Origin of the sequence: Aeromonas ichthyocola, from assembly GCF_046087985.1 — a bacterium.
In the GTDB taxonomy this organism is placed as follows: domain Bacteria; phylum Pseudomonadota; class Gammaproteobacteria; order Enterobacterales; family Aeromonadaceae; genus Aeromonas; species Aeromonas rivipollensis.
Genome location: NZ_JBJSWH010000002.1, coordinates 251,529 through 277,545, shown reverse-complemented (window position 1 = coordinate 277,545; position 26,017 = coordinate 251,529). Strand labels below are relative to the sequence as shown.

Genomic DNA, 26,017 nt, shown 5'->3' with positions numbered 1-26,017 from the left:
TGCAGGATCAAGGCGACAACGGGGCGCAGATGTCAAAAAACGGCCTCTATCGTATCACAAAATAACCAACTTGGGGGGATTGACGGCAAGGGGAGGGGCACGGGGGGTAGCCAAGCTTGGGCAAAGAGCATGCCATCTTGCTGATCCCAGAAGAGAAAAACCCGCCGGGGTGGCGGGTTTTTCGGTTGAAAAAAAGATCAGAGGTGGGCGGTGGCGAGGTATTTTGCCATCTCCTCGGCGGGTACCATGCCGCCGCCGGTAGCCCACACCAGGTGGGTGGCCTGCGCCATGCGCCCGGCATCCAGAGCGTGCGATGCCTGCCAGTCGCCATCGGCGCTGACCCGCCAGGGGCCCGGCATGCCGGCCAGGGCGGAGGGCTCGAGGCGGATCTGCTCGTCCCGGGCCAGCAGCCCCAGCAGGTCATACATCTCCTGATCGCTCAAGGTGTAGAAGCCATCGAGCAGCCGCTCCATGGCGCGGCCGACGAAGCCGGAGGCGCGTCCCACCGCCAGGCCATCGGCGGCGGTGAGGTTGTCTATGCCCAGATCCTGCACCGCAATAGCGTCGTGCAATCCGGTGTGGACCCCGAGCAACATGCAGGGAGAGTGGGTGGGTTCTGCGAAGAAGCAGTGGACGTTGTCCCCGAACGCGAGCTTGAGGCCAAAGGCCACGCCCCCCGGGCCACCGCCGACGCCGCAGGGCAGGTAGACAAACAGCGGGTGCTCGGCATCCACCACTATGCCCATCTCATCGAACTGCTTTTTCACCCGCTCGCCGGCCACCGAGTAGCCGAGGAAGAGGGTGCGGGAGTTCTCGTCGTCGATGAAGAAGCAGTTGGGATCGCGCTCGGCCTCCTTGCGCCCCTGCTCCACAGCTACCCCGTAATCTTCGGCATATTCGACCACGATCACCCCGTGTTCGCGCAACTTGCGCTTCTTCCACTCCCGCGCATCGGCGGACATGTGGACTGTGACGCTGAAGCCGAGCTTGGCACTCATGATGCCGATGGACATGCCGAGGTTGCCGGTGGAGCCCACGGCAATGCTGTACTGGCCGAAGAAGTGGCGGAACTCGTCCGTGAACAACTTGCGATAGTCGTCCTCTTCACAGAGCAATCCGGCCTTGATGGCCAGCCGCTCGGCGTGGGTCAGCACCTCGTAGATACCGCCACGGGCCTTGATGGAGCCGGAGATGGGCAGGTGGCTGTCTTTTTTGAGCAACAACTTGCCGGTCAGCTCGACCCCATAACGCGCATTGAGCGTTGCCTGCATCGCCGGAATGGCCGCTATCTCGGACTCCAGAATGCCCTTGCTGGCACGGGTCTCGGGGAAGGCGTCGCACATGTAGGGGGCGAAGCGGGCGAGCCGGGCGGAGGCATCCGCCACATCGTTGCTATCGAGCCCCACATAGGGCAGACCGACCGCCAGCGTAGTGGCATTGGGGTTGAACCAGGTGACAGGCTCGAGTGCTATCAGGGATTGCACCAGCGGGAATTGGGTAATGAGCTGTTGGACGTCGATGTTTTTCATGGGATGTCTCTGTCTTTTACACGATATAGGAGAGCAGGAAGGTACCGGCCAACGCCATCAGGGAGGCGACAAAGGTGGCACTGGTGTAGTACTTGAGCGTTTCATTCAGGGTGGCACCGCAATACTGTTTGACCAGCCAGAACAGGGAGTCGGTCACCATGGTGCAGCCGATGGCGCCTGAGCCGATGGCCAGGGTCATGATCTCGGGGCTGATGTTCGGGTAGTGCACCATGATGGGGGAGACGATGGCGGTGGCCCCCATCATGGCGACGGTGGCGGAGCCCACGGCGGCGTGCAGCACTATGGCCACCAGCCAGGCGAGCAGTATGGGGTGCATGTCCAGCTGGGAGAGTATGGTCGCCAGGCTGTCCCCCAGGCCGCTGGCCTTGAGCACGCCGTTGAAGGCGCCGCCCGCCCCTATGATGAGCAAGATGTTGGCGATGGAGGAGAAGCACTCTTCGGTCTTGTCCAGCAGCCCTTCCATCTTCATGCTCTGGCGGATCCCCAGCACGTAGTAGGCGGTGAAGGCGGCGATGAACATGGCGGTGATGGGGTTGCCGATAAACTCCAGCACTGTGTAGAGGTGGCTTGCGTGATCCATGTTGAGCTCGGCCACCGTCTTGGCCAGCATCAACAGTATGGGCAGCAGCACGGTGAAGAGGGAGGCGCTCAAGGTTGGTAGGCTTGCCTCATCCCGGGCCTTGATGTCGGCAAAGGCGGCGGGCACCTCCTTGAACGGCACCCGTTTGCCCAGCAGTTTCAGGAACAGGGGGCCGCCCACCAGGGAGGCAAAGAGCCCGACCGCGAGGCCATAGACGATGACGGAGCCGATGTCGGCACCCAGCTGATTGGTGACATAGAGCGCAGCGGGGTGGGGCGGCACTATGCAGTGCACGGCCATCAGTGCGGTGCAGAGCGGAATGGCCAGGGTCAGCAGCGAGGTCTTGGTCTTGCGGGCGATGGAGAAGGCCAGTGGAATGAGCAGCACCACACCGACTTCGACAAACAGCGTGATGCCGCACACCAGACCGACCAGCACCATGATGACCTGGGGCGAGAGCCAGCGGCACTTTTGCAGGGCGAGACCTATGCGCTCCGCCGCCCCCGACACCTCCATCATCTTGCCGAGTATGGTGCCAAGACCGATGACGGCGGCGAGAAAGCCCAGGGTGCCGCCTATGCCCTCTTCCATGGCATTGACCATCTTGACCGGGTTCATCCCCATCATGGTGCCGACATAGAAGCTCGCCAGCAGCAGGGCGAGGAAAGGATGCACCTTGCCCTTCACTATGGTGAAGACAATCAGAATGATGCTAGTCAGCAAGGTACCGACGACCCACACTTCAGAATTCATACTGCGCCTCGACAAGGATGGTAAGAGATGAATGATGGGCCTATTGAACGGCAAGGGCGCCGGGCTGACAAATGATGAAAATGGCCTCTTGGGTGAGCTGAATTGATGCAAAGGTGCCACATTCATCACATTTAGCGGTATTTATGTGACTTGGGTTCGGTTACATCATCCTAAATAGGGTCGTCCGGGATATCATGACAGGCGATGTTGAGCCTGTGAGGGGGAAGGCGGATGTATACCGAAGACAACTACGTATCGAGAAACAAGCTGCTGAGCGGCTATCAGCTCTCCAAGCTGCACACCTTCGAGGCGGCGGCCCGCCACAGCTCCTTCGCCCTGGCGGCGGATGAGCTGGCGCTCAGTCCGAGCGCGGTGAGCCACCGGATAGGTGCGCTGGAAGAGGAGCTCGGCTTCAAGCTGTTCCAGCGCTTTCACCGCAAGGTGATGCTGACGACTGAGGGGCAAAGGGTCTTCTGGGCACTCAAGTCGTCGCTCGAGTTCATCAATCAGGAGATCCTGGAGATCAAGAATCAGGAGCTCTCCGGTTCCCTGACCGTCTATTCCCGCCCCTCCATCGCCCAGTGCTGGCTGGTGCCGCGGCTCGCGGATTTTTCCCGCCTGCACCCCCAGATCGACCTCAACATCATGACCGGCAACGAGAACGTCAACCTGCACGGCTATGGCATAGACCTGACGATCTATTTCGACGACAAGGTGCCGGAGCGGCTCGCCATCCACCCGCTGATGGATGAATACATGGTGCCGGTGTGCAGCCCCGAATATGCCGAGCGGCACCAGTTGCTCGATAACCCGGATAACTTGAACCACTGCCGCCTGCTGCACGACAGGCAGGCCTGGGGATATGACTCCGACACCGATGAGTGGTGCAGCTGGGCTCGCCAGGCCGGGATCTCCCTAGAAGCCTGTCAGTCGAGCATGGGCTTCGATCGCTCCGACTTGGCCATCATAGCTGCCATCAATCATGCCGGCGTGGCCATGGGCCGCAAGAACCTGGTGCGCCAGCGGCTGGAGCGAAACGAGCTGGTGGAGCCCTTCCCTGGCAAGGCGGTCCGCTGCAATCAACGCTACTACATGGCCACGCTCCCCCATCGCCAGTGCCCCAAGATCCAGGCATTCATCGAATGGATAAGCGCCCAGGCAAAGGAAATTGATTGAATCAGGGAGAGGGATACAGAGTGCTGCCCGGTCTCGCTCTCATTTCATTCGACCTTAGAATGAGGCGGCCAATATTTGTACATTCTGTGCTGGCGGCTGTGGGCTGCGCTATGGCTTGTTATATATGAATGCAGGTGCTTGGATGACACCCCTTTTATCTCTGTAACAAATACCTGGGAAAGTGGGGCCGATTAACCCATGTTGAAGAAATAATGTCAGTTGAGCGGTGATCCGATAAGATCCCTGATGTGAATTAACCACAGTGAATAATGACCATGGGATTGTCAGCTATAAAATCATTATGTTGTTATCGAGTGGACATGCTATTCTCAAAATGAGTTATCCCTGTGACATACAAAAATAATTCTGTGAGGAAGTAATGAACGAGTTTCTGAAGGTTCTGCTGAACATTCGCAGCTTGCGCGCTGCCATTCGTGAACTGCCGTTTGAGCAACTGCAAGAAGCGAAAGAAAAGTTTGATCTGGTATATAACGAGCGTGCCGAGTCCGTAGAGCAAGAGCGGGCCGAGCAGGAAGAGCGTCAGCGCAAGCTGAGCGAGTTTACCGAGATGCTGCAACAGGCTGGCATAGATCCGCGCGAGCTGATCGGCAGCGTGGCCACTCCGGCCGCTGCTGGCGCGACCAAGAGCAAGCGTGCTCCGCGTCCTGCCAAATACAAGTATCAGGAAGATGGCCAGGAGAAGACCTGGACCGGCCAGGGCCGCATGCCCAAAGCCATTGCCGAGCAAGTTGCGCTGGGCAAGGATCTGAACGACTTCCTGATCTGATTGCCAGGATAGCGTCGTCAATAATGCCGCCCAAGGGGCGGCATTATTATTTTCAGGATCCTGTCTATCTATTGCCCATCCAGGAAGCCACCTAATTTGGGTCGCCCGTCCACAATAGCCATGACCATCATGGGCCAATAAAAACTATCCATTGGCGGTAAGCCAATCGCTGTCGCACCTCCCCTGTGACACAATGAGGACTCATACAGCCCATTTGTTATCTCTGATGACACAAGATGACAAATAATGGCCCGTCGCTGTGGGATGAAATAGATAGATTTGCGGGCATGCTTCCCGCTTTGCCTGGTCGCCCATTTTTCTATCAATGGGGAAATGCTTGTCCCGCTCGCACTATTTTTCTTTCCCCATGACTGCCCTATTTGACACCCCTGTTCAGACAATATGTGAATGTCATTTCTCGGGTTGGAGATTGAATAGGGGCCTGGCGACCCCGCTGTGAATAAATAGGAAATAGGTCAGCTGACCGGCTGGCCGAGATCATTGCGAAGGGAAATGGGGCGACTGTGTGCAAATTGACGGCGCGCCATGACCCCATCGGCCAGCATGGCCAGCAGGCTCTCACTCTCTTCCCAGCCGAGGCAGGCATCGGTGACCGACAAGCCATATTGCAGCTCGCTCAGTGGCGCCGGTTTCTGGCTGCCCCCTTGCAGAAAGCTCTCGACCATGACGGCGGCAACGGCAGTGCTCCCGCCTCGCAACTGGCGGCAGAGCTCCCCGGCGATCAGGAGCTGGTTCTGGTGCAGCTTCTGGCTGTTGCCGTGGCTGCAATCCACCATCAGCCGAGGGTTGAGCCCCTGGCGCGCCAGGCGTTCGGCCGCGTCCATCACGTCGCTCTGGTGATAGTTCGGCAGGGTGCCGCCGCGCAAGATGATGTGGCCGCCCGGATTGCCTTCGCTCTTGATCACCACCATGCCCCCCTGGCTGCCAGGCGCGGTGAACAGATGGGAGGCCTCGCTGGCCAAAATGGCATCGATGGCCACCCGGATGTTGCCGTCTGTGCCGTTCTTGAAGCCGACCGGGCAGGGCAGGGCCGAGGCCAGCTGCCTGTGTACCTGGGATTCGGTGGTGCGGGCACCGATCGCCCCCCAGCTGATGAGATCCGCCAGATAGAGGAAGCTGGTGGTATCGAGGAACTCGGTGGCGGTGGCCAGCCCCAGCCGGTTGATGTCGAGCAGCAGCTGACGGGCCAGGTGGAGCCCGTGACCGATGTCGTTGCTGCCATCGAGATGAGGGTCGAATACCAGCCCCTTCCAGCCGACAGTGGTGCGCGGTTTCTCGAAATAGGTGCGCATCACTATCTGCAGGCTCTCCTGATACTCGGTGGCGAGCCGTGCCAGCCTTTTCGCATAGTCGAGGGCGGCGACGGGATCATGGATGGAGCAGGGGCCTATCACCACCAGCAGGCGATCGTCTGCCCCACTCAGGATCTGGCGCACCTGGTGGCGGTGCTGGTCAATGTGCTGCGCCATATCGGCCGAGCAGGGATGCTGTGCCAACAGGTCGGCAGGGGTGGGGAGCGCCTCCACCGCGAAGGCGCGCATTACCGAATTCAAAACAGCCATCTGGGATTACCTTGCTGTGCAAATGGGGTCGACGATGGGCCCGTAACGCTCGGGTGTCTGGAGCAGGGGATCTGCGCCCAGGACACATCATCCTTTTTGAGAGTGATTATCATTATCTTGCTGCCAGTCTCAATTGCAAGCACTACCTAGAGGATCACCAGAGATGGGGGGGCGGGCAGGCGGGGGCAGAGGACCAATGGCAACAAGCCCATGGGTGGTAGAATGAGCTTGATATTTCAGGAAAAAATCAGCTGATTCAGCTGTCCATCACGTCATGACGCGCGTGGTGATAGGCCTTCATCCTTGCCGTGGCGCCAGTAGGGCACGGCGTAGACCCGGGTGCGATCCACCTCGAGCGTGCGCCGAACGTGGCGGCGCAGGGGCACCACCAGACCCTCTTCCCCGCCCGAACCAGAAATAACTTTCCTCAGGCAGCCATAGGCTGGGCAGTAAAGTACTCCACCAGCGGGCCGGTCTGGTCCGGCGTGCCGACAAACCAGCGTAGGCTGACCCCTTCGGGCAGCGGCAGATCCTGCACATCTTGCTGATGGGGCACCAGCAGGGCGATATGGCCCCGGGCCTCTGCCGGCATCACCTCGGCCATGGCGCTGATGGCGGGCAGGGAGGTGAGATCGCCGGCCATGTAGTAGTGATCGGCCAGCTGCAGCATGGGGTCCGGGCCGCCCGGACCCGAGATGGCGAGCCTGTCCCCCGCCTTGGCGTGGAGGGCGAAGCGGCTGGCGGGGCCGACATCACCGTGCAGGGCGAAGTCGATGTCGATCTCCAGGGCCTCGCGGCGGAAGGCGCGGATGGTGAAGGTGCGGATGATGGGCTTCTGGCTCGGATCCTCCCAACGGGGACCCTTGGGGGTCGGGGTTGGCAATACGGCATGGGCCTGGCCCGGCTGGGGCAGCATGATCTTGATATGGGCGCCGCCACAGGTGAAGGGGTAGTCAGCGAGTCCGGGCTGGTCAGGCAGATCCGGCGCAGGTGCGGGCTCACATCCTGAATGTGCTTGACCGCGAGCAGACGGGGACGATTGACCGGGGCGGACTGGGACATGGGCATACTCCTGACTGATGGTGCCCATTTTTCATTAAATGAAAATTATTATCAATTGCTTTGTGTGCCAGCAGTCAGACCCTGGCCGAGGGGAAAAGGCACATAACGGGAGAAATAAGGAGACGGCTGACGGCTCCGCATGGTGCGAGGGCATCAGGCAAGGCCGGTCAGCTGCGATCGCTGCCACCCAGGGCGCGATAGATTTTGGCGGTGGTGGTGAGCTGCTCTTTTTGCTGAGCCAGCAGGCTCTGCTGGGCATCCCACAGTCGGTTTTGCTCATCGAGCCAGGCCTGCACGCCGGTCGCTCCCTGCCTGGAAGCGAGCCTTGGCCAGCCGCTCGGCCTCCTGGCATAGTCCAGCTGCTCTTTGGTAGCTGAGTCGCTGCTGGCCATAGTGGCGGGCGGTCAGATTGTCCTTCCACTTCCACCAGCGCGGTGTAGAGCTGCTTGCGAAACTCGGTTTCGGCAATCTGGTAATCCAGCTCGGAGCTTTCGATGGCGAGCTGGGTGTGGTTGTATTCAAGGAAGGGGAGGGCAAGGCTGGCCCCCAGCGTGCCGACCGGATTTTGCAGCACCTGCGCCAGTCTGTCCGATGCTGTGCTGGCGCTGCCGGTCAGGGTCAGGCTGGGGTAGAAGCTGGTGCGGATCTCGTCCCCTTTTGCCAGGGTCCTGCGCAGCCGCAGCTCGGCCGCCTTGACATCGGGGCGGCGGCCAGCACATCGGCCGGAATGCCGACCGCGAGTTCAGGAATGGTCTGCTTTGCAAGGGAAGCGGGTGCATACTCCAGCGGCCCGCTGGCTGCGGCCGAGCAGCAGACCGCAGGGCATTGCGGGCCTGCTCCTGCTGCGCCTTGAGGGAGGCCAGCTCAGCCTGTTTGCCTGCTTGTAGCTGGCGTGCCTGCGCCAGATCGAGCCGGGTGATGGCGCCAGCCTGGTATTTGGTCTGGGTCAGCTGCTCGGTGCGCCAGGTTGGCCAGCTGTTGCTCGCCGAGGTAATGGCGGAGCCGAGATAGCCGAGCTGCCAATACTGCTCCAGGCTATTGCCGATCAGCATCAGGCGGGTGCTGGCGAGATCCTGCTCGCTGGCCGCTGCCTCCCAGCTTGCCTGATCCCGCACCGAGGCGAGCTTGCCCCACAAATCCACTTCGTAACTGAGGTTCAGCGAGGGACCCATACTGCTGGCGATTTACCGCTCTTCAGATCCTTGTTGCCACTGGCGCCGATAGAGCCATTGACCGAAGGGGTAAGGTTGGTATCGGCCTGCTCGGCGCCGAGCAGGGCGCTTTTGAGGCGCAGGGCGGCTACCTGCATGTCCGGGTTGGCGGCCAGCACCGCCTCGACCAGCTGTGTCGAGCTGGGGTCGTGGAAGCCTTGCCACCAGGGGCCAGCCTGCTGCAGCCAGTCGGGCGCCGTCTGCTGTTGCCAGTGGGGCCAGCGCCAGCTCGGGCCGCTGATAGGTGCTCTGCTGGCTGCAGCCGCTGAGGGCCATGCGCCAGGGTGAGGCAGAGCCAGCCAGGATAAGTTTGTGCATCATCATTCCCTCGCCAGTGCCTCGACCGGATCGAGCCGGGCCGCATTGCGGGCGGGCAGGTAACCAAACAGGATCCCGATGAGCGAGGAGCAACCGAAGGCCATCAGGATGGAGAAGAGCGAGAAACGCATCTGGAAGCTCTCCACGAGCAGGGAGAAGATCAGCGCCGATGCCTAGGGAGAGGCCGATGCCGAGCAGGCCCCCCAGCAGGCTGACCATCACAGCCTCGATCAGAAACTGTTGCAGGATGTCCGACTGACGGGCGCCGACCGCGATGCGGATCCCTATTTCGCGGGTGCGCTCCACCACGGACACCAGCATGATGTTCATCACCCCGACCCCGCCGACGATGAGGGAGATCACCGCGATGGCGGAGACCAGCAGTGTCAGGGTGGCTGTGGTCTTCTCCACCGACTTGACGATGCTGTCGCTGCTGAAGGTGAAGAAATCCTTCACCCCGTGGCGCTGGGTCAGCAGCGCCACGGCGGCCTGCTCGGCCAGCGCGGGCTGGACCCCGTCCTTGACCCTTATGGTGATCTGGCTGAAGTGATTCTGGGAGATGAGGCGGCTCATCACGGCGCTGTAAGGCAGCCAGACATTGACCGACTGGCTGCTGGGGCCAAAGCCGGTCTCCTGGGCCACCACCCCGACGATGCGCACCGGCAGGGTGCCGACCAGCACCACCTGGCCGACGGGATCCGTCTTGCCGAGCAGGCTGGCTATGGTCTTGCCATCCACCACGGCTACCGCCGTCCGGCTGCGGATGTCCCGCTCATCGAGCAGGCGGCCCTGGGTGAGGGTCATCCCCTTGACCCGGAAAAAGTCGCTGCCGACCCCCACCACGCTGCCGCTGCTGGTCTTGTTGCGATAGCGCAGCTGGCCCGAGGTGGCGATCTGGGGGCTGGCCCCCTCCAGATAGGGCTGGCCGAGCAGGGCGTCGAGATCCCGCTCGTTCAGGGTCTGGATGCTGGCGGCCTTCTCGTCGCCCCAATCCTTGCCGGGGAAGATGTCGATGGTATTGGTGCCCATGGCGTTGATGTCGTCGATCACCTTGGCGCGGGCCCCCTGGCCCAGCGCCACCACGCTGACCACGGCGGCGATGCCGATGATGATGCCGAGCATGGTGAGGAAGGTGCGCATGCGATGGGCCAACATGGCGTGCAGGGCCATGCGACCCGCCTCCCGGTAGCGATCCCAGCCCTGGCTGCCCCGCCTTGCGACGGAGGCTGTGGCGATCCGGTCCGGCGCCGGCTCGCGCACTTCCTGCTTCGCTGCTTGCCCGGGGAGGCCGGAAGATACCTGATCGACAGCGGCCTGCGGGATCTGCTGGCTCTCTTCCTCCCCGTGGGCCTGGCTCGCAGAGATGACGGGGCTGGCAGCCGGTTGGCCGCTGTCTTCCACCACGCGTCCGTCCCGCAGGGTGATGATGCGATTGGCGTGGTTGGCCACCGCCATGTCGTGGGTCACCAGAATGATGGTATGACCCTGCTCGTGCAGCTCCTTCAGGATGGCCATCACCTCCTTGCCGCTGTGGCTGTCTAGGGCGCCGGTGGGCTCGTCGGCCAGGATCACTTCGCCGCCATTGGCCAGCGCCCGGGCTATGCTGACCCGCTGCTGCTGGCCGCCGGAGAGCTGGCCCGGCCTGTGGTGGCTGCGATCGCTCAAGCCCAGGCGGGTCAGCAGGGTGCGGGCACGTATCTGGCGCTCGGGGCGGGATGTGCCGGCATAGATGGCGGGGATCTCCACGTTGGCGGCCGCATCCAGATGGGGCAGCAGATGGTAGCGCTGGAAGATGAAACCGAAGTGGTGGCAGCGCAGCCGCGCCAGGGCCAGGGCATCCAGGCCGGCGGTGTCCTGACCGCGAAACAGATACTGGCCGCCGCTCGGGCGATCGAGGCAGCCCAGCAGGTTCATCAGGGTGGACTTACCGGAGCCGGAGGCACCGACTATGGCCACCATCTCCCCCGCCGCTATGGTCAGATCCAGCGGGTGCAGCACAGTCACCTCGTGCTCCCCGCTCTGGTAGCGGCGCTCTATGCCCTTGAGCTGGATCAGGGGCTCGCTCACGGAACCATCTCCATCTCGTCGTTCTGGACGGGCTTGCCCTGCTCCAGAGTCACCTTGTCCTGCTCGTCGAGGCCGCTCACCACCTCTATCTTGATGTCATCCTTCATGCCGGTCTTGATGCGGCGAGTCTCTTTCTGCCCGCCCTCCTTGAGCAGGGTGACCTCATATTCGTTCTCCCCCAGCTTCTTGCCGAGGGCGGTCTGGGGGATGGCCAATACCTGTTTGCGTTCACCCAGCACTATGGTGACCTGGGTCGTCATGGCGACCCTCAGCTGATGGTCGGGGTTGGGCACATCGAACAGGGCGTAGTAGTAGATGGCCGCATTGCTGGTGGTCGTGGTGTTGGCGCTCTGCTCGTTGATGTTGGTGGGGGCCAGCTCGACAGTGCGCAAGGTGCCGTGATAGCGGCGGTCCGGGTCTCCGATCAGGGTGAAGTAGACCGGCATGCCGGCCCTGACCTTGGTGACGTCCGCCTCCGAGATCTGCGCCTTGACCGTCATTGTGTCCAGGTTGGCGAGCTTGAGCAGGGTCGGGACCGTCTGGCTGGCGGCCAGGGTCTGCCCCTGGCGGGTCACTATGCTGACGACTGTGCCATCCATGGGGGCCTGAATGCGGTTATAGCCGAGCTCCGTCTTGGTGCGCTCCACCTTGATCAGGGCGTTGTCGATGTCCGCCTGGGCGCTCTGCAACTCGGCCCGGGTGACGGCCAGCTGCGCCTCTGCACTCTCGAGATCGGCCCGGGAGCTCGCCTCCTGCCTGAACATCTGCTGCTGGCGGCGCCAGGCCAGCTCGTTCTGCTTGAGCTGCGCCTGCTTGATCTTGAGCTGGGCACGGCGGCTGGCCAGCTCGGCCTCGGCGGTCTTGAGGTTGTTCTGGGCTATCAGGGGATCTATCTCTGCCAGCAGATCCCCCTGCTTGACTTGTTGCCCGGCCTCTACCGCCAGATAGGTGACCTGACCCGAGACCTGGGCCCCCACATCCACCTGCTCTATGGCCTGCAGGGCGCCGCTGGCCAGCACCGTCTGCTCCACGTCCTGACGGGTCACGGTCGCAGTCAGTACGGGGTCCGGGGTCTTGCCGGGCCAGGCCAGCCAGACCACTAGGGCCAGCAGTGCCAGGGCAAGCAGGGCATATTTGCCTGGTTTTGGAAGAGTCTTCATTTATCACCTGAACGAAACGAGTGAAGGCGTGCAAGGGCGATATCCTGCAGCAAATGGCACTTAAAAAGAAGCGAGCAATGTGTAAGAAATCATGTAGATGAAGTTGTCAATTAGGAGGTGCTGAATGTCAGCAGGGGGAGGGAAGGCCAGACCTGCATGATACCCGCTGGGCGGAGCAAGGGGCTTGGGAGGTCTACGAGGGGATAAATGCAGGGAGCCCGCTCGTTGAGCGGGCTCCCGGGTACTCAGCTGACGGCCTTGAGCTGCTCGGCATAGGGCTCGTGGCAGATCTGGATATCGACGGGCAGCTTGTAGATGAGCAGGCGGGCCAGCGATCCCTCCATCCAGTGGTGGCGGCTGCCGACCAGCAGGAGCGAGGTCGAGTGGGCGTTCAGCCACTGGCCCAGATCCCTGACCACGTCATCGACCACCAGGCAGTGGTAATCCACCGGATGAGGCAGCAGGGTGATGAGTTCGCTGATGATGGCCTTGGCATCCAGCGTGCCCTGGGCACTGCGCTCCTCCTCGGACAGTGACAGGCTCTTGCGGCGCACCTTGCTGCTGTGCGTCAGGTGCAGCAGGGTCAAGTCGCCGCCCAGCCCTTGTGCCAGGCGGCTCGCCTTGGCCAGCGTCTCCTGCTCGTAATCCTTGCCTTCCAGCAACAGCACTATGTTGGTGTGGGTCATAAGCAGTTCTCCTTGGCATGGCGCGGGTCACCGGGGACAAAGGAGCTGTCCCCTACCACAGTGATCCCGCTCTGTATTGCATGGTACTCACTTGTCTGTCTGTGAGCGCCAGACGTCATCCTTTGTCGGTGAGGGCGCGCAAGATCATCTTCGTTTACATCAGCATAACAGACGCAGTTGAACGGAGAATGAAGACATGCCGCCCATGGCTCCCTTGATGGAGGAATGAGATGGGAAAATGGTCTATGGGCAGCACAGCAGTGGGGTTTATCTTGGATGTGCCTGGTGATCATGCTGCTCGCCGGCTTCAAGCCAAGGTGCCGGGATCTGGTGTCTAAGGGCGGGCAATCACAGTGGCGGTCGGCGGGCCGCCACTGTGACAGGGCTTAGCGGGGTACTTTTGACAGCTGCTGGGTCAACCAGGGAAGCCCCTCTTTCTTGCGGCTGAGGGCCCCCGCCAGCTGGACCGGCTCGGCGGGCAGTATGCCCCTGCTGGCAAAGTGGAGCTCACTGCTCCCCTTGGCCAGATCGGTCAGCATCAAGACATAGCCATCCAGCGAGTCCAGGGTCAGCCTCTGCGCCATGGCCTGATGCAGCTCCTCCATCCGGCTGTGGATCTGGCTCGGGTCCATCACGCAGATCTGGCTGACCATGAGTGAATGACCCGCTATCTGGTAAGCCTTCTCGTCGGCAACGAGCAGCTCGCACAGGGGGGTATCGCCCAACTGGGTGCGCCGCTCCAGCAAGGTCTGGGCAAAGGGGGCCAGGGCCAGATCGGCGATGGGCAGCAGCCGGTCGACCGCTAGCCTGTCCTCTGCCGTGGTGGTGGGGGAGGTGAAGTTGAAGGTGTCGCTGATGATGGCCCCCAGCAACAACCTGGCCTGGGCGCGGGACAGATTGTCATGGCCCATCAGCTCCAGCAGTACGGTGGCACTGCACCCGACCGCCCTCACCCAGGCATCGAGGGGGCCACAGGTGATGAGGGTGCCGATGCGGTGGTGATCGATGAGGCCTTGCACATCGGCCTCGGCCAACCCCTCAGGTCCCTGCTCCAGTTCGCTGAAATCCACCAGAAAGACCGGCTTGTTGGCGACGCTGCCCGTCAGAACCGGGGGGGCCTCCACGCCCGCCGTCTCCAGGATGAAGCGGGTCTCGGCAATGGGGTCACCCAATGCATAGGCCTGGGCGGTGCGACCCTGACGGTTGAGCCAGTCGGCGGTGACCAGCGCGGTGCAGATGCTGTCGCTGTCGGGATTCTTGTGGCCAAAGACATGAAGCATGAGGCGGTTCCTGATGTGGGGTGATGGGCTCGGCCGCATGTCGCGGCGCCGGGCCAGAGAGGGCCATGGGGCCCGAGTCGGTTCCACTCTACTGTCTGGCGGTGATGGGGGCAAATCCGGCCAGGCTCTGGCCTCTGGCCTGGGGCACCGAGAGTCGGAGAAGGAGAGGGTGCACCGCCGTCATTGATCAGGGCCGCTGGCGGCGGGTCCGGGGCATGGGGTGACGGAGTGGGAGTGTTTGGGTTCGTGATTTCGGGCAGATCACCGAAGGAATTGAAGACCCGCCACTTTGGGCATGCGGCCAAAGGGGATGGTCCGCCTTTCCGGGCAGGTTAATTGAGAGGTTTGCCACTCGTCTTCCCGGTCAGGTCACCGAAAGGATTGAAGGCTCGCCTCTACGGGCATGCCGCCAAAGGGGATGGTTCGCCTTTCCGGGCAGGTTGCCGGAGAGGTTTGCTACTCGCTTATCCAGTCAGGTGGCCGAAGGCTGATGGCTCGCCGCCTCAGGGGCTGCGAGCGGCCTTGATGTCTTGCGGTGCCATTCTCAGGAGGCAAGCAGCTCGCGGGCGTTGGCCAGGGTGTTGTCGGTGATCTGATCCCCGCCCAGCAGACGGGCCAGCTCGTTGAGGCGGGCACCCTGGTTGAGCGCCTGCATCTGGGTCTCCGTGGTCTTGCCGTCCGTGTGCTTGCTGACCACCATGTGCTGGTGGCCCTTGCCGGCCACCTGGGGCAGGTGGGTGACCACCATCACCTGGGTGGATTCGCCGAGCTGGCGAAGCAGGCGGCCCACCACTGCCGCCGTCGGGCCGCTGATCCCCACATCCACCTCGTCGAAAATCAGGGTGGGGGTAGAGATCTTGCGGGCACTGATCACCACTATGGCGAGGCTGATGCGCGACAGCTCGCCGCCGGAGGCCACCTTGCCCAGCGGCTGTATGGGCTGCCCAGGGTTGGTGGTGACCATGAATTCCACTCGATCGATACCGAGTGGCGACAGGCTGCTCTGGGCGTCGGGGCGCACCTCGATGGCGAAGCGGCCATCGGGCATCGCCAGCTCGTGCATGCTGGCGGTCACCTGGGTGGCCAGCTCCTGGGCGTAGCGCTGACGGCTCTGGCTGAGCACCTCTGCCGCCTGGACAAAGGCCTGACGGGCCTCGGCCAGTTCATCCTCCATCCCTTCTAACCGCTCCTCATCGGAGTGGAGGCGGGCGAGATCATTGGCCAGCTCCTGATGGTGCGACGGGAGATCCGCCGGCTTGACGTGGTGCTTGCGGGCCAGATTGATCGCCTTGGAGAGGCGGGCCTCCAGCTCGTTGAAACGCTCGGGATCCAGCTCCAGCAGATCCAGATAGCTGCGCAGCTCGCTGTGGCTCTCCTGCACCCCTATCAGGGCTTCGTTCAGCATGCCGAGCACGTTGCCAAGGCGGCTATCCATGCCGGCCAGGGTTTCGGCCCTGTCCACCGCCACCTGCAGCAGGCCGGCTATGGTGGTCTCCTCGTTGTCATAGAGCAGGTCGAGGCAATAGCCGCACTCCTGCATCAGCTCGGTGCCGTTGGCGAGGCGCTGGTGCTCCTCTTCGATGGCCTCAAACTCCCCGGGTTGCAGGGCGAACTCATCCAGCTCCTGCACCTGATATTCGATGAGTTGACGACGGGCTTCCCGCTGCTGCTGTTCGGCCTTGAGGCGGTTGAGCTCGTTTTGCAGCTGGCGCCACAGCTGATAGTGCTGGCGCACCTCATCGAGCAGCAGGTGGTGACCGGCATAGCCATCCAGCAGGGCGAGCTGATAGTCGGGTTTGAGCAGCAGCTGATGCGCGTGCTGGCCGTGAACGTTGACCAGCAACTGACCCAGGCTCTTGAGCTGCACCAGGGGGACGGGGACGCCGTTGATGTAGCTGCGCGAGCGCCCCTCGGCGGAGAGTACCCGCCGCACTATGCACTCACCATCGTTCTCCAGCTCGTTGGTGGCGAGCCAGGCGCGGGCGGCAGGGTTGCCGTCCAGCAGGAAACGGGCACTGACTTCCGTCTTGTCGCTGCCCGGCCGCACCATGCTGGCTTCGGCCCGCTCGCCGAGGCAGAGGCCGAGGGCGTCGATGGCAATGGATTTGCCTGCCCCCGTCTCCCCTGTGATGCAGGTCATGCCGGATTGCAGATCGAGTTCGAGAAACTTGACGATGGCGAAGTTGTTGACGGTCAGCTGGGTCAGCATGGTCTCATCCTGTATGGGTCAACATTACTGTGTATGCATCCAGTATATACTGGTCTTATATACAGTAAAGTGTGCGGGGCGGGATTTTTTGCCGGGCAAGGGGATGAGGGGCTGTGCGAGGGGGTCGCACAGGGAGAGGCACAGAGCCGTCATGGCATCCCATGGGTGATTTTATCCTGGAGGGCTGGCGCGCGATCAGCCTGTATTCGTTCACCTTTTTGGGGTCTTGTCGAGGCAGTGAACTTGTGGAGTCGGGGTGGCTGAGACACACTCGAGACAGGCTAGGCTCAGGTTCAACGGGCAGGCCACCATGCTCTTCACCAAGGATGCGTCTAGATGATCCACACCCCGACCCTGTTGTTGATCTCCCTGGCAATCAATCTGATGTCGGCACTGCTCATGTTGTTCATCCACTTCTTGAAGCCTGGTCGGCGCAACTTCCTGTTCTGGTCCCTGTCTGCCTTCCTCTTCTCCCTCTCCATCTTGCTGCTCAGTCTGGGGATAGGGAGTGGCCATCCGGCCCTGGGGATCAGGGTCGGTGGCCTGGTCTCCCTCATGAGCATATTGCTGTTGCTGGCCGGCTTTTATGCCCTCTACGGCCTGTCCTGGCGCCCCCGCCCCCTGTGGGCAGGGGTTGCCCTGTTGCTGCTTGCCTATCTGGGGTTGTCGAGCCATTTCGAGGTGCGCATGGTGCTGGCCCTGATGGAGTCTGTGGTCTACCTCTGGTGTGCTTGTCTCATCGTCTCCCTCAGCCGCCACCAGAAGCGGGTACTTCATGCCGTCGCCGTCATCTACCTGCTGCATTTCACCATATTGCTGAGCCAGGGGTTGCTGCTCTTGCTGGGGCCTGATAGTCCCATGGGTAACGGAGACTGGCTGCTCGATGGCATCTTCTTCATGCACATGGTGCTGACCATAGGCTCGGTATTGCTGCTGCCCCTGGTGGCCTACGTGGAGGCGGAGCAGGCGCTGCTGGCCCTCTCGGAGCGGGATCCCCTCACCGGGGTGCTCAACCGGCGGGGCCTGTTCAGACAGGGGGAGCGGGCACTGCCGGGGCAGGTGCGCTGCGTGGTGGTGCTCGACATCGATCACTTCAAGAGCGTCAATGACAGATTTGGTCACGGCTGTGGTGATGAGGTGATCCGGTTCGTGGCCAGGGTGCTGGTGGCCGAGGCGCGCAAGGATGATCTGGTGGGACGCATAGGTGGCGAGGAGTTCGCCATCATCATGGGAGGGGTGAACGGCCAGATGGCCCATGACATCTGCGACCGGATCCGCCGCCAGATAGAGACGGGCTCCCGTCAGGGGGCCTGCCCGCCGTGCGAGGGGGTGACTGTCAGTGTGGGTGGCGTCTGCGCGGGCGCTGAGTCAGGGTTGGCGCACTTGCTGACGAAGGCCGACGAGGCCATGTACAGGGTCAAGGCGGCGGGGCGAAATGGCGTGCTTCTGCAGCTCGAACCCGGACCGCTTCGGCTGGTTGAGGGCGGCGAGGGCTAGCCCCTCGCCTTCAGCCTTGCTGCGGCCCGGGCCCGCTGGCTAGAACAGCTTGCTGCCCCAGCCGAGCTTGTTGCGCAGCACGTGGAAGTAGCTGTAATCCAGCGGATGGACCAGATGCAGCTTGTGCTGGCTTTTCTTGATGAGGATCTCGTCCCCCGGGTGAACCGCCAGGGTCACCTGGCCGTCGCAGCTCACCTGCATGGCGTCATCCTGATTGTCGGGGGAGACCAGCAGCCGCACCTCGCTGTCCGCGTCCAGCACTATGGGGCGGCTGCTCAGGGTATGCGGGAACATGGGCACCAGCGTGATGGCGTTGAGCTTGGGGGTGAGGATGGCGCCCCCCGCCGACAATGAGTAGGCGGTGGAGCCGGTGGGGGTGGCGACTATGATGCCGTCCGAGCGCTGGCTGTACATGAAGCTGCCGTCGATGTAGACCTCGAACTCTATCATGTGGGCTATCTTGCCCGGGTGCAGCACCGCCTCGTTGACCGCCAGGTTGCTCGACTTGCGCTCGCCGTGGCGATAGACGGCGGCCTCCAGCAGGAAGCGGTGCTCGCTCTTGAAGTGGCCGGAGAGCACCTGCTCCAGGGGCAGCAGGTAATCCTGGGGGGAGAGATCGGTCAGGAAGCCGAGGTTGCCCCGGTTCACCCCTATCACAGCCACATCGAACCGGGACAGCACCCGGGCCGCCCCCAGCATGTTGCCGTCACCGCCGACCACTATGGCCAGATCCGCCTGCTCACCGAGCTGCACCAGATCCATCACGTTGTCACCCAAGAGCCCTAAGGTCTGGGCGACCCGGCTCTCCAGCAGCACCCGAAAACCGCGGGTACTCAGGTATTGATGCAGGCCGCTGAGGGTCTGGTTGGCCCCTTCATGATGGGGCTTGCCGATGAGGGCAACGGTTTTGAACGGAGAATCCATAGGTTATCGGGTCTGGGGAAGTCTTGCGGGGAGTATACCGCGCTTTGCCGGGGATTTGTCTGTCTCCATGGCCCTTGGCGCAATCGGCCCCGAAAAGCGGCAACCTGGCCGGCTGGCGAGAGGCATTGCGCCTGATATGCCCTTTTCCCCTTGAAAGACGGGGCTGCGTCCCCATAATAGCGCCAACACAGGGTCCGTTGACGCGTGTCGCTTACCTGAACGTCAGCAACCCCTCGTAAGTAACCCCTGAATATTGGAGATGTCATGAGCCACGAAGAACAAAAGGTTGAAGCGATGGAGCAAGTGGAAGCCCAGCCAGTCGAGCCGACCGATGTAGACAGTGAAGTGACAGCCGAGCAGGCCCGCATTGCCGAGCTGGAGGCCCAGTTGGAGGCAGCCCAGCAGGCCTCCCTGGAAGAGCGTGAGCGCGCCGTGCGTGCCGTCGCCGAGATGGAAAACCTGCGTCGCCGCGCCGCTCAGGACGTGGAGAAGGCCCACAAGTTCGCGCTGGAGAAGTTCGCCGGCGAGCTGCTGCCGGTGCTGGACAACCTGGAGCGTGCCATCGAGCTGGCCGACAAGGAAAATGAGGCGCTCAAGCCGATGATCGAAGGGGTCGAGCTGACCCTGAAATCCATGCAGAGCTCGGTGGCCAAGTTTGGCCTGCTCCCGCTGGATCCGCTGAACCAGCCGTTCGATCCCAACGCCCATCAGGCGATCAGCATGATCGACAATGCCGAAGTGGCGGCGAACACCGTCATCGCCGTGATGCAGAAGGGCTATGAACTCAACGGTCGGGTGATCCGTCCGGCCATGGTGATGGTCTCCAAGGCCCCGGCCTGAGTCCCGTCGCTGTGCTGAGCCCGCCGCTCGGCGGGCTTTTTATTGGTAGCGGCGCCATCAGCGTATTTTCTGGCGCCATTTGGCAAGCACTCTTGCGCCCAAGGGGCAAGAATGCGCGGTTTTTTAAGGTCAGGGCTTGAAGCGTCGGCTCGAGACCCCATATAGGTGGCAAGGCCACGGCGGCATCTGATTTCAGTGGCATGGAAACTTAGGTGACACGGAAAGAATTTGATGTCGGGTGCTTGAAAGCCACAGTGGCAGGCCCCACCTAGCCGTTAACGTATTTAAGGCGAGCCCCTCGCCAGTTTATTCAAAGTATTTGGAGATTCGTCAAATGGGTAAAATCATCGGTATTGACCTGGGTACTACCAACTCCTGCGTTGCTATTCTGGATGGCGACCATGCTCGCGTGATCGAGAACGCGGAAGGCGACCGTACTACTCCGTCCATCATTGCCTATGCCGATGACGGCGAAATCCTGGTTGGTCAGCCGGCCAAGCGCCAAGCCATCACCAACCCGAAGAACACGCTGTTCGCTATCAAGCGTCTGATTGGCCGTCGTTTCGAAGATGAAGAAGTACAGCGCGATCTGAAGATCATGCCGTACGCCATCGCCAAGGCTGACAACGGTGACGCCTGGGTAGAAGTCAAAGGCAAGAAAATGGCACCGCCGCAGATCTCTGCCGAAGTGCTGAAGAAGATGAAGAAGACCGCCGAGGATTACCTGGGCGAGCCGGTGACCGAAGCGGTCATCACAGTACCGGCCTACTTCAACGACGCCCAGCGTCAGGCCACCAAGGATGCCGGTCGCATCGCCGGTCTGGATGTAAAACGCATCATCAACGAACCGACAGCTGCGGCCTTCGCCTATGGCGTGAACAAGGTCAAGGGCGAGCGCAAGGTTGCCGTCTATGACCTGGGTGGCGGTACCTTCGACATCTCCATCATCGAGATCGACGAAGTGGAAGGTGAAACCACCTTCGAAGTACTGGCGACCAACGGTAACACCCACCTGGGTGGTGAAGACTTCGACAACCGCGTCATCAACTACCTGGTAGACGAGTTCAAGCGTGAGCAGGGCATCGATCTTCGCAACGACCAGCTGGCTCTGCAGCGTCTGAAAGATGCCGCCGAGAAAGCCAAGATCGAGCTCTCTTCCGCCCAGCAGACCGACGTCAACCTGCCGTACATCACTGCAGATGCCACAGGTCCGAAGCACATGAACATCAAGGTGACCCGCGCCAAGCTGGAATCCCTGGTGGAAGACATGGTGAAAGACTCCCTGGAGCCGGTCCGTGTCGCCCTGAAAGACTCCGGTCTGGCGGTTGGCGAGATCGACGACGTCATCCTGGTGGGTGGTCAGACCCGTATGCCGCTGGTTCAGAAGACCGTTGCCGACTTCTTTGGCAAAGAGCCGCGTAAAGACGTCAACCCGGACGAAGCCGTGGCCATGGGTGCTGCCATCCAGGGTGCCGTACTGTCCGGTGACAAGACAGACGTACTGCTGCTGGACGTGACCCCGCTCTCTCTGGGTATCGAAACCATGGGCAGCGTGATGACTGCGCTGATCGAGAAGAACACCACCATCCCGACCAAGAAGTCCCAGGTGTTCTCCACTGCCGAAGACAACCAGTCTGCCGTGACCATTCACGTGCTGCAGGGTGAGCGCAAGCGCGCAAGCGACAACAAGTCCCTGGGCCAGTTCAACCTGGAAGGCATCCGTCCGGCACCGCGCGGTCTGCCGCAGATCGAAGTGACCTTCGACATCGACGCCAACGGCATCCTGCACGTCTCCGCGAAAGACAAGGAGACCAACAAGGAGCAGAAGATCACCATCCAGGCCTCCTCTGGTCTGTCTGATGACGAGATCGAGCGCATGGTACGCGAAGCCGAAGCCAACGCGGCGGAAGACAAGAAGTTCGAAGAGCTGGTGCAGACCCGCAACCAGGCTGACGGTCTGGTCCACTCGGTCCGCAAGCAGGTCACCGAAGCCGGTGACGCCCTGCCTGCCGACGACAAGACCAAGATCGAAACCGCACTGTCCGAGCTGGAAGCCGTCATCAAGGGTGACGACAAGGCTGCCATCGAAGCCAAGCAACAGGCCCTGATGGAAGCGTCCCAGAAGCTGATGGAGATTGCCCAGCAGCAGGCTCAGGCGCAAGGCGCCGGTGCCGAGGCCGGTCACTCCTCTTCTTCCGCCAAGGCTGACGACGACGTGGTCGACGCCGAGTTCGAAGAAGTGAAAGACGACAAGAAATAAGCCCAACCCAGATGGGCAGAGCAGACTCTGCCCATCGGCTCAGTCAATGATTTCACGGGCGTTGGGTAACCAACGCCCGTCTGCATAACGGCTCAAGTAGAACAGGATGAGTATGTCGAAGCGCGATTTCTACGAAGTGCTCGGGGTATCGAAAGGTGCCGACGAGCGCGAGATCAAGAAGGCGTACAAGCGTCTGGCGATGAAGTATCACCCGGATCGCAATCAGGGTGATGCCGCATCGGAAGAGAAGTTCAAAGAGGTCAAGGAAGCCTACGAGGTCCTGACCGACGAGAACCTGCGTGCCCGCTATGACCAGTATGGTCATGCCGGCGTGGATCAGAGCCAGGGCGGCGGCCACGGCGGTGGTGCCGATTTCGGTGACATCTTCGGCGATGTGTTTGGTGACATCTTCGGCGGTCGTGGGGGTGGTCGTCGCGGCCCGGCCCGTGGCTCCGACCTGCGCTACAACATGGAGCTGACCCTGGAAGAGGCGGTGCGCGGGGTCTCCAAGGAGATCAAGATCCCGACCCAGGTCCATTGCGAGGTCTGCAACGGATCCGGTGCCCACACCGGCAGCCAGGCCCATACCTGCCCGACCTGCCACGGCTCCGGTCAGGTGCAGATGCGCCAGGGCTTCTTCGCGGTGCAGCAGGCCTGCCCCCACTGTCACGGTCGCGGCAAGATCATCAAGGATCCGTGCCGCAAGTGCCATGGGGAAGGGCGCTACCAGAAGACCAAGACCCTGTCGGTGAAGATCCCGGCGGGCGTCGATACCGGCGATCGCATCCGTCTCTCCGGCGAAGGGGAAGCGGGGGAGGCCGGTGCACCGGCCGGGGATCTCTACGTACAGGTCCACGTCAAGGAGCACGAGATCTTCGTCCGTGACGGCAACGATCTCTACTGCGAGGTGCCCATCAGCTTCACCACGGCGGCGCTGGGCGGCGAGATCGAAGTGCCGACCCTGGATGGCCGGGTCAAGCTCAAGGTCACGGCGGAAACCCAGACCGGCAAGCTGTTCCGCCTGCGGGGCAAGGGCGTCAAGTCCGTGCGCTCCGGCCAGGTGGGGGATCTGATGTGCAAGGTGGTGATCGAGACCCCGGTCAAGCTGACCGAGACCCAGAAAGATCTGCTGCGCCAGCTGGACGAGTCCTTCAGCGGTGCCGCCGCCAAGACCCACAAGCCGAAATCCGAAGGCTTCTTCGAAGGGGTGAAACGCTTCTTCGACGATCTGACCAAGTAATCACCGCAAGCGTGATGCAAGCCGGCCTTCAGTGCCGGCTTTCTTTTTGCCTGCCATTTGCCCCGGATCCGCCCTATTGAGTGGATCCCGATGAGGGATCCTCCTCACAACTCCCGGCGGTTTTTCCTGTGCAAACGTTACTCTGATCACAAGTGGCTGAAACGGTTTAGCTGGCATATTGAGTTAGCTAAAGCGGTTTAGCTATTCTCTGCTCGTCCATAACAACAGCGCCCGGACGGGCGGCAGATGACAGGTGAGGAAGATGACGATGTTCAAGAGCAAGTTGGCGCTGGCGGTAGCGCTGGGATTGGGAATGAGCAGCCCGCTGTGGGCGGCACAGGGCGGTATAGAGGCACGTCTGGCGGCGCTGGAGGCACGGGTGCAGGCGGCAGAGTCCCGCGCCGCCGCCGCCGAAGCGCGGGCCGACGAGGCCCAGAGCAAGGCGAGCGAAGCCCGGGAGACAGCCGTGGTGGCCAAGGCCCAGAGCGAGAAGGTGGACAAGCAGACCGCCGGTGCCCAGGGCTTCGAGTTTCACGGCTATGCCCGCTCGGGCCTCCTGGTCAACAGCAACGGCAACGGCGGGCGCGGCGGCCCTTACGTGACGCCGGCCGGCTCTGTGGGCGGGGCCGTGGGTCGCCTTGGCAACGAAGACGACACCTACATGGAAGCGAATCTGCTGAAGACCCAGACCTTCGATGACGGCAGCTGGGCCCGCTACAAGCTGATGCTGGCGGACGGAGTGGAGACCAGCAACGACTGGACCGCCAGCGATTCCAGCCTCAACACCCGTCAGGTGTTTGCCGAAATCGGCGACCTGGCGAGCTTCAGCGGCCCCTTCCAGCACTCTGTGCTCTGGGCGGGCAAGCGCTTCGATCGGGACAACTTCGACATCCACTGGCTCGACTCGGACATGGTCTTCCTGGCCGGGACAGGTGGCGGCGTCTACGACGTGCAGCTGGCCGACAGCTGGAAGGCGAACTTCTCCCTCTACGGTCGTGACTACGGCGACATCAGCGCCAGCGGTCTCTCGGACATAGAGAGTTACATCCTCACCATGAACAACAGGTTCGGCAACTGGCAGTGGATGCTCAGCGGCCTCTCCGCCAAGGACAACGAGGCGCGCATCAACGACGGCGGCGTTGGCAGCGAGGCGGCGAACAAGGGGGCGCACACCCTGCTGGCCTACCACGGCGAGAGCTTCTTCGGCATCAATCCCGGCTTCTCCAAGGCCGCCGTGCTCTACGGCCATGGCCTGGGGGCCGAGCTCAAGGGGTTGGGCTCCGACAGCGAGCTGCTGCCGGATGCCGACGCGGTGCGGGTCGCCGTGTTTGGTGCCACCGATCTCAACCCGCGCTGGCGTTTTGCTCCGGCCCTGCTGGCGGAGCAGAGCCAGGATCGCTACGTGAAGGGGGACGAGTATCAGTGGCTGACCCTCAACACCCGGGTTGCCCAGGTGCTGAGCCAGAACGTCGAGCTGGTCTACGAGGCCGCCTGGCAGTACATGGACTTGGATCCCAAGGGCTACAAGGGGCGTCAGGCGGTGAGCGGCAACTTCACCAAGCTCACCTTCGCCCCCACCTTCAAGGCGCAGACCGCCGGCTTCTTCGAGCGGCCCGAGCTGCGGGTATTCGCCACCTGGATGGACTGGTCCTCCGAGCTCGACAACTACGCCAGCACAGATGCCATGGGCCAGAGCGATTTCACCGCCGGTGGCGAGTGGAACTTTGGCGTGCAGATGGAAACCTGGTTCTAGTTCGTTATCCCGATCACAAAAATGGCAGACGGCGCCGGGATCTGTTGGTTAGCTAAAACGGTTTAGCTGATAATGCCGACCAAGAGAACAGAGCCCGGCTCTGGCAGTGGATCCGATGCAGCAGTGGAGTAGCAAGGTGGGGAATCGTGTGTGGGTAATGGGGGATGCGGTGGTGGATCTTATCCCGGAAGGGGAGCTGCACTACCTCAAGTGTCCGGGTGGCGCACCCGCCAACGTGGCGGTGGGGGTGGCACGGCTCGGCGGTGAATCGGCCTTTATCGGTCGGGTCGGCGCCGATCCCTTCGGCCGCTTTATGGCCGATACCCTGGTGGCAGAGGGCGTCGATATCCGTCATCTGACTCAGGATCCGGCCCACCGAACCTCCACTGTGCTGGTGGAGCTCGATGAAGAAGGGGAGCGCAGCTTCACCTTCATGGTGCGCCCCAGTGCCGACCAGTTCCTCGAACCGGCTGACTTGCCCCGCTTCGAGGCCGGTCAGTGGTTGCTCAGCTGCTCCATCGCGCTCGCCAACGAACCTGTGCGCAACAGTTGCCTGCAGGCCATGGCCGCCATCAAGGCGGTCGGAGGACGGGTCTGCTTCGACCCCAACCTGCGCCCCGAGGTGTGGGGCAACCCCGCCGAGATGCTGCCGCAGGTTAGCGCGGCCATGGCCCTGGCGGACGTGGTCAAGCTCTCGGTGGAGGAGCTGCAACTGCTGAGTGGCGAGGATGATCTGCTCACGGGGCTCGCCACCCTCTCGGGCCCGGCCCTGGTGCTGGTGACCCGGGGGGCGGCCGGTGTGGTGGCCCGTCTGGGTGGCGATCTGCTGGAGTGGGTGGGGCAGAAAGTGACCCCGCTCGACACCACGGGGGCGGGAGATGCCTTCGTTGCTGGACTGTTGGCCGCGCTGGCCGGGCGTTCGTCACTGCCGACGCTGGCCGAGCTGCCCGCCATCCTGGCTCAGGCTCACGGCTGCGGGGCGCTCGCCACCACCGCCAAGGGGGCCATGACGGCGCTACCCACCCGCACCCAGCTAGATGAATTTTTGCGATCGAGCGCAAGCGGCCGTTGATCTGCGGCT

Annotated in this window: 16 protein-coding genes and 3 pseudogenes; 8 read left to right on the top strand and 11 right to left on the bottom strand. The window is 62.2% G+C overall.

Going from position 1 to position 26,017, the window contains the following annotated elements; genetic code table 11:
• Positions 1-197: 197 nt before the first annotated feature.
• Together ACF2JD_RS05980 and dsdX are read right to left on the bottom strand one after the other, a co-directional pair.
• Positions 198-1,529, bottom strand: a complete 1,332-nt coding sequence (locus ACF2JD_RS05980; protein WP_408857446.1) for a D-serine ammonia-lyase — start codon at positions 1,527-1,529, stop codon at positions 198-200.
• Between the two features lie 16 nt (positions 1,530-1,545).
• Entirely contained in the window at positions 1,546-2,883 is a 1,338-nt protein-coding gene (dsdX, locus tag ACF2JD_RS05975; RefSeq protein WP_163147887.1) for a D-serine transporter DsdX, read from the bottom strand.
• Positions 2,884-3,114: 231 nt separating this feature from the next.
• On the opposite strand from dsdX, the gene dsdC reads away from it, so the two are divergent.
• A complete protein-coding gene (gene dsdC, locus ACF2JD_RS05970) occupies positions 3,115-4,059 on the top strand; it encodes a DNA-binding transcriptional regulator DsdC (protein ID WP_408847081.1) in 945 nt (314 codons plus the stop codon).
• A 379-nt stretch (positions 4,060-4,438) separates the two neighbouring features.
• Positions 4,439-4,846, top strand: a complete 408-nt coding sequence (locus ACF2JD_RS05965) for an H-NS family histone-like protein (protein WP_025327689.1) — start codon at positions 4,439-4,441, stop codon at positions 4,844-4,846.
• Between the two features lie 476 nt (positions 4,847-5,322).
• Here ACF2JD_RS05965 and ACF2JD_RS05960 read toward each other — a convergent pair whose 3' ends face one another.
• The 8 genes and pseudogenes from ACF2JD_RS05960 to recN form a co-directional block, all read right to left on the bottom strand.
• On the bottom strand, positions 5,323-6,429 hold the full coding sequence (locus ACF2JD_RS05960) for a 3-deoxy-7-phosphoheptulonate synthase (protein ID WP_440986995.1): 1,107 nt from the start codon (positions 6,427-6,429) through the stop codon (positions 5,323-5,325).
• Between the two features lie 256 nt (positions 6,430-6,685).
• Positions 6,686-7,491: pseudogene (locus ACF2JD_RS05955) on the bottom strand (siderophore-interacting protein).
• Positions 7,492-7,658: 167 nt separating this feature from the next.
• Positions 7,659-9,051 (bottom strand): annotated as a pseudogene (locus tag ACF2JD_RS05950) (efflux transporter outer membrane subunit).
• Positions 9,023-11,087 (bottom strand): annotated as a pseudogene (locus tag ACF2JD_RS05945) (MacB family efflux pump subunit). The pseudogenes ACF2JD_RS05950 and ACF2JD_RS05945 overlap by 29 nt, the downstream one beginning before the upstream one ends.
• Entirely contained in the window at positions 11,084-12,247 is a 1,164-nt protein-coding gene (locus ACF2JD_RS05940; RefSeq protein WP_440986994.1) for an efflux RND transporter periplasmic adaptor subunit, read from the bottom strand. Before ACF2JD_RS05940 ends, ACF2JD_RS05945 begins: the two are co-directional and overlap by 4 nt.
• Positions 12,248-12,492: 245 nt before the next feature.
• On the bottom strand, positions 12,493-12,933 hold the full coding sequence (locus tag ACF2JD_RS05935) for a universal stress protein (protein WP_408780489.1): 441 nt from the start codon (positions 12,931-12,933) through the stop codon (positions 12,493-12,495).
• Between the two features lie 386 nt (positions 12,934-13,319).
• Positions 13,320-14,213: a DHHA2 domain-containing protein gene (locus ACF2JD_RS05930; RefSeq protein WP_440986993.1), complete on the bottom strand. Its 894-nt coding sequence runs from the start codon at positions 14,211-14,213 to the stop codon at positions 13,320-13,322.
• A 544-nt stretch (positions 14,214-14,757) separates the two neighbouring features.
• Positions 14,758-16,422 carry a DNA repair protein RecN gene (gene recN, locus ACF2JD_RS05925; protein ID WP_429166180.1) on the bottom strand — a complete coding sequence of 555 codons (1,665 nt, stop codon included), beginning with the start codon at positions 16,420-16,422 and terminating at the stop codon, positions 14,758-14,760.
• Between the two features lie 336 nt (positions 16,423-16,758).
• Between recN and ACF2JD_RS05920 the strand changes: the two genes are divergently transcribed.
• Entirely contained in the window at positions 16,759-17,919 is a 1,161-nt protein-coding gene (locus ACF2JD_RS05920; protein WP_440986992.1) for a diguanylate cyclase, read from the top strand.
• 39 nt (positions 17,920-17,958) lie between these two features.
• Here ACF2JD_RS05920 and nadK read toward each other — a convergent pair whose 3' ends face one another.
• Entirely contained in the window at positions 17,959-18,843 is an 885-nt protein-coding gene (gene nadK / locus ACF2JD_RS05915; RefSeq protein ID WP_106886269.1) for an NAD(+) kinase, read from the bottom strand.
• Positions 18,844-19,107: 264 nt separating this feature from the next.
• Here nadK and grpE point away from each other — a divergent pair, with 264 nt between their 5' ends.
• From grpE to ACF2JD_RS05890, 5 genes are all read left to right on the top strand, one after another.
• Positions 19,108-19,683 carry a nucleotide exchange factor GrpE gene (gene grpE / locus ACF2JD_RS05910; RefSeq protein WP_042649832.1) on the top strand — a complete coding sequence of 192 codons (576 nt, stop codon included), beginning with the start codon at positions 19,108-19,110 and terminating at the stop codon, positions 19,681-19,683.
• Positions 19,684-20,017: 334 nt separating this feature from the next.
• Positions 20,018-21,943: a molecular chaperone DnaK gene (gene dnaK, locus ACF2JD_RS05905; RefSeq protein WP_042649831.1), complete on the top strand. Its 1,926-nt coding sequence runs from the start codon at positions 20,018-20,020 to the stop codon at positions 21,941-21,943.
• Between the two features lie 112 nt (positions 21,944-22,055).
• Positions 22,056-23,183: a molecular chaperone DnaJ gene (gene dnaJ, locus ACF2JD_RS05900; RefSeq protein ID WP_042649830.1), complete on the top strand. Its 1,128-nt coding sequence runs from the start codon at positions 22,056-22,058 to the stop codon at positions 23,181-23,183.
• A 262-nt stretch (positions 23,184-23,445) separates the two neighbouring features.
• Entirely contained in the window at positions 23,446-24,936 is a 1,491-nt protein-coding gene (locus ACF2JD_RS05895; protein WP_440986991.1) for a carbohydrate porin, read from the top strand.
• A gap of 115 nt (positions 24,937-25,051) precedes the next feature.
• Positions 25,052-26,008, top strand: a complete 957-nt coding sequence (locus tag ACF2JD_RS05890) for an aminoimidazole riboside kinase (protein ID WP_440986990.1) — start codon at positions 25,052-25,054, stop codon at positions 26,006-26,008.
• The last annotated feature ends 9 nt before the right edge of the window (positions 26,009-26,017 follow it).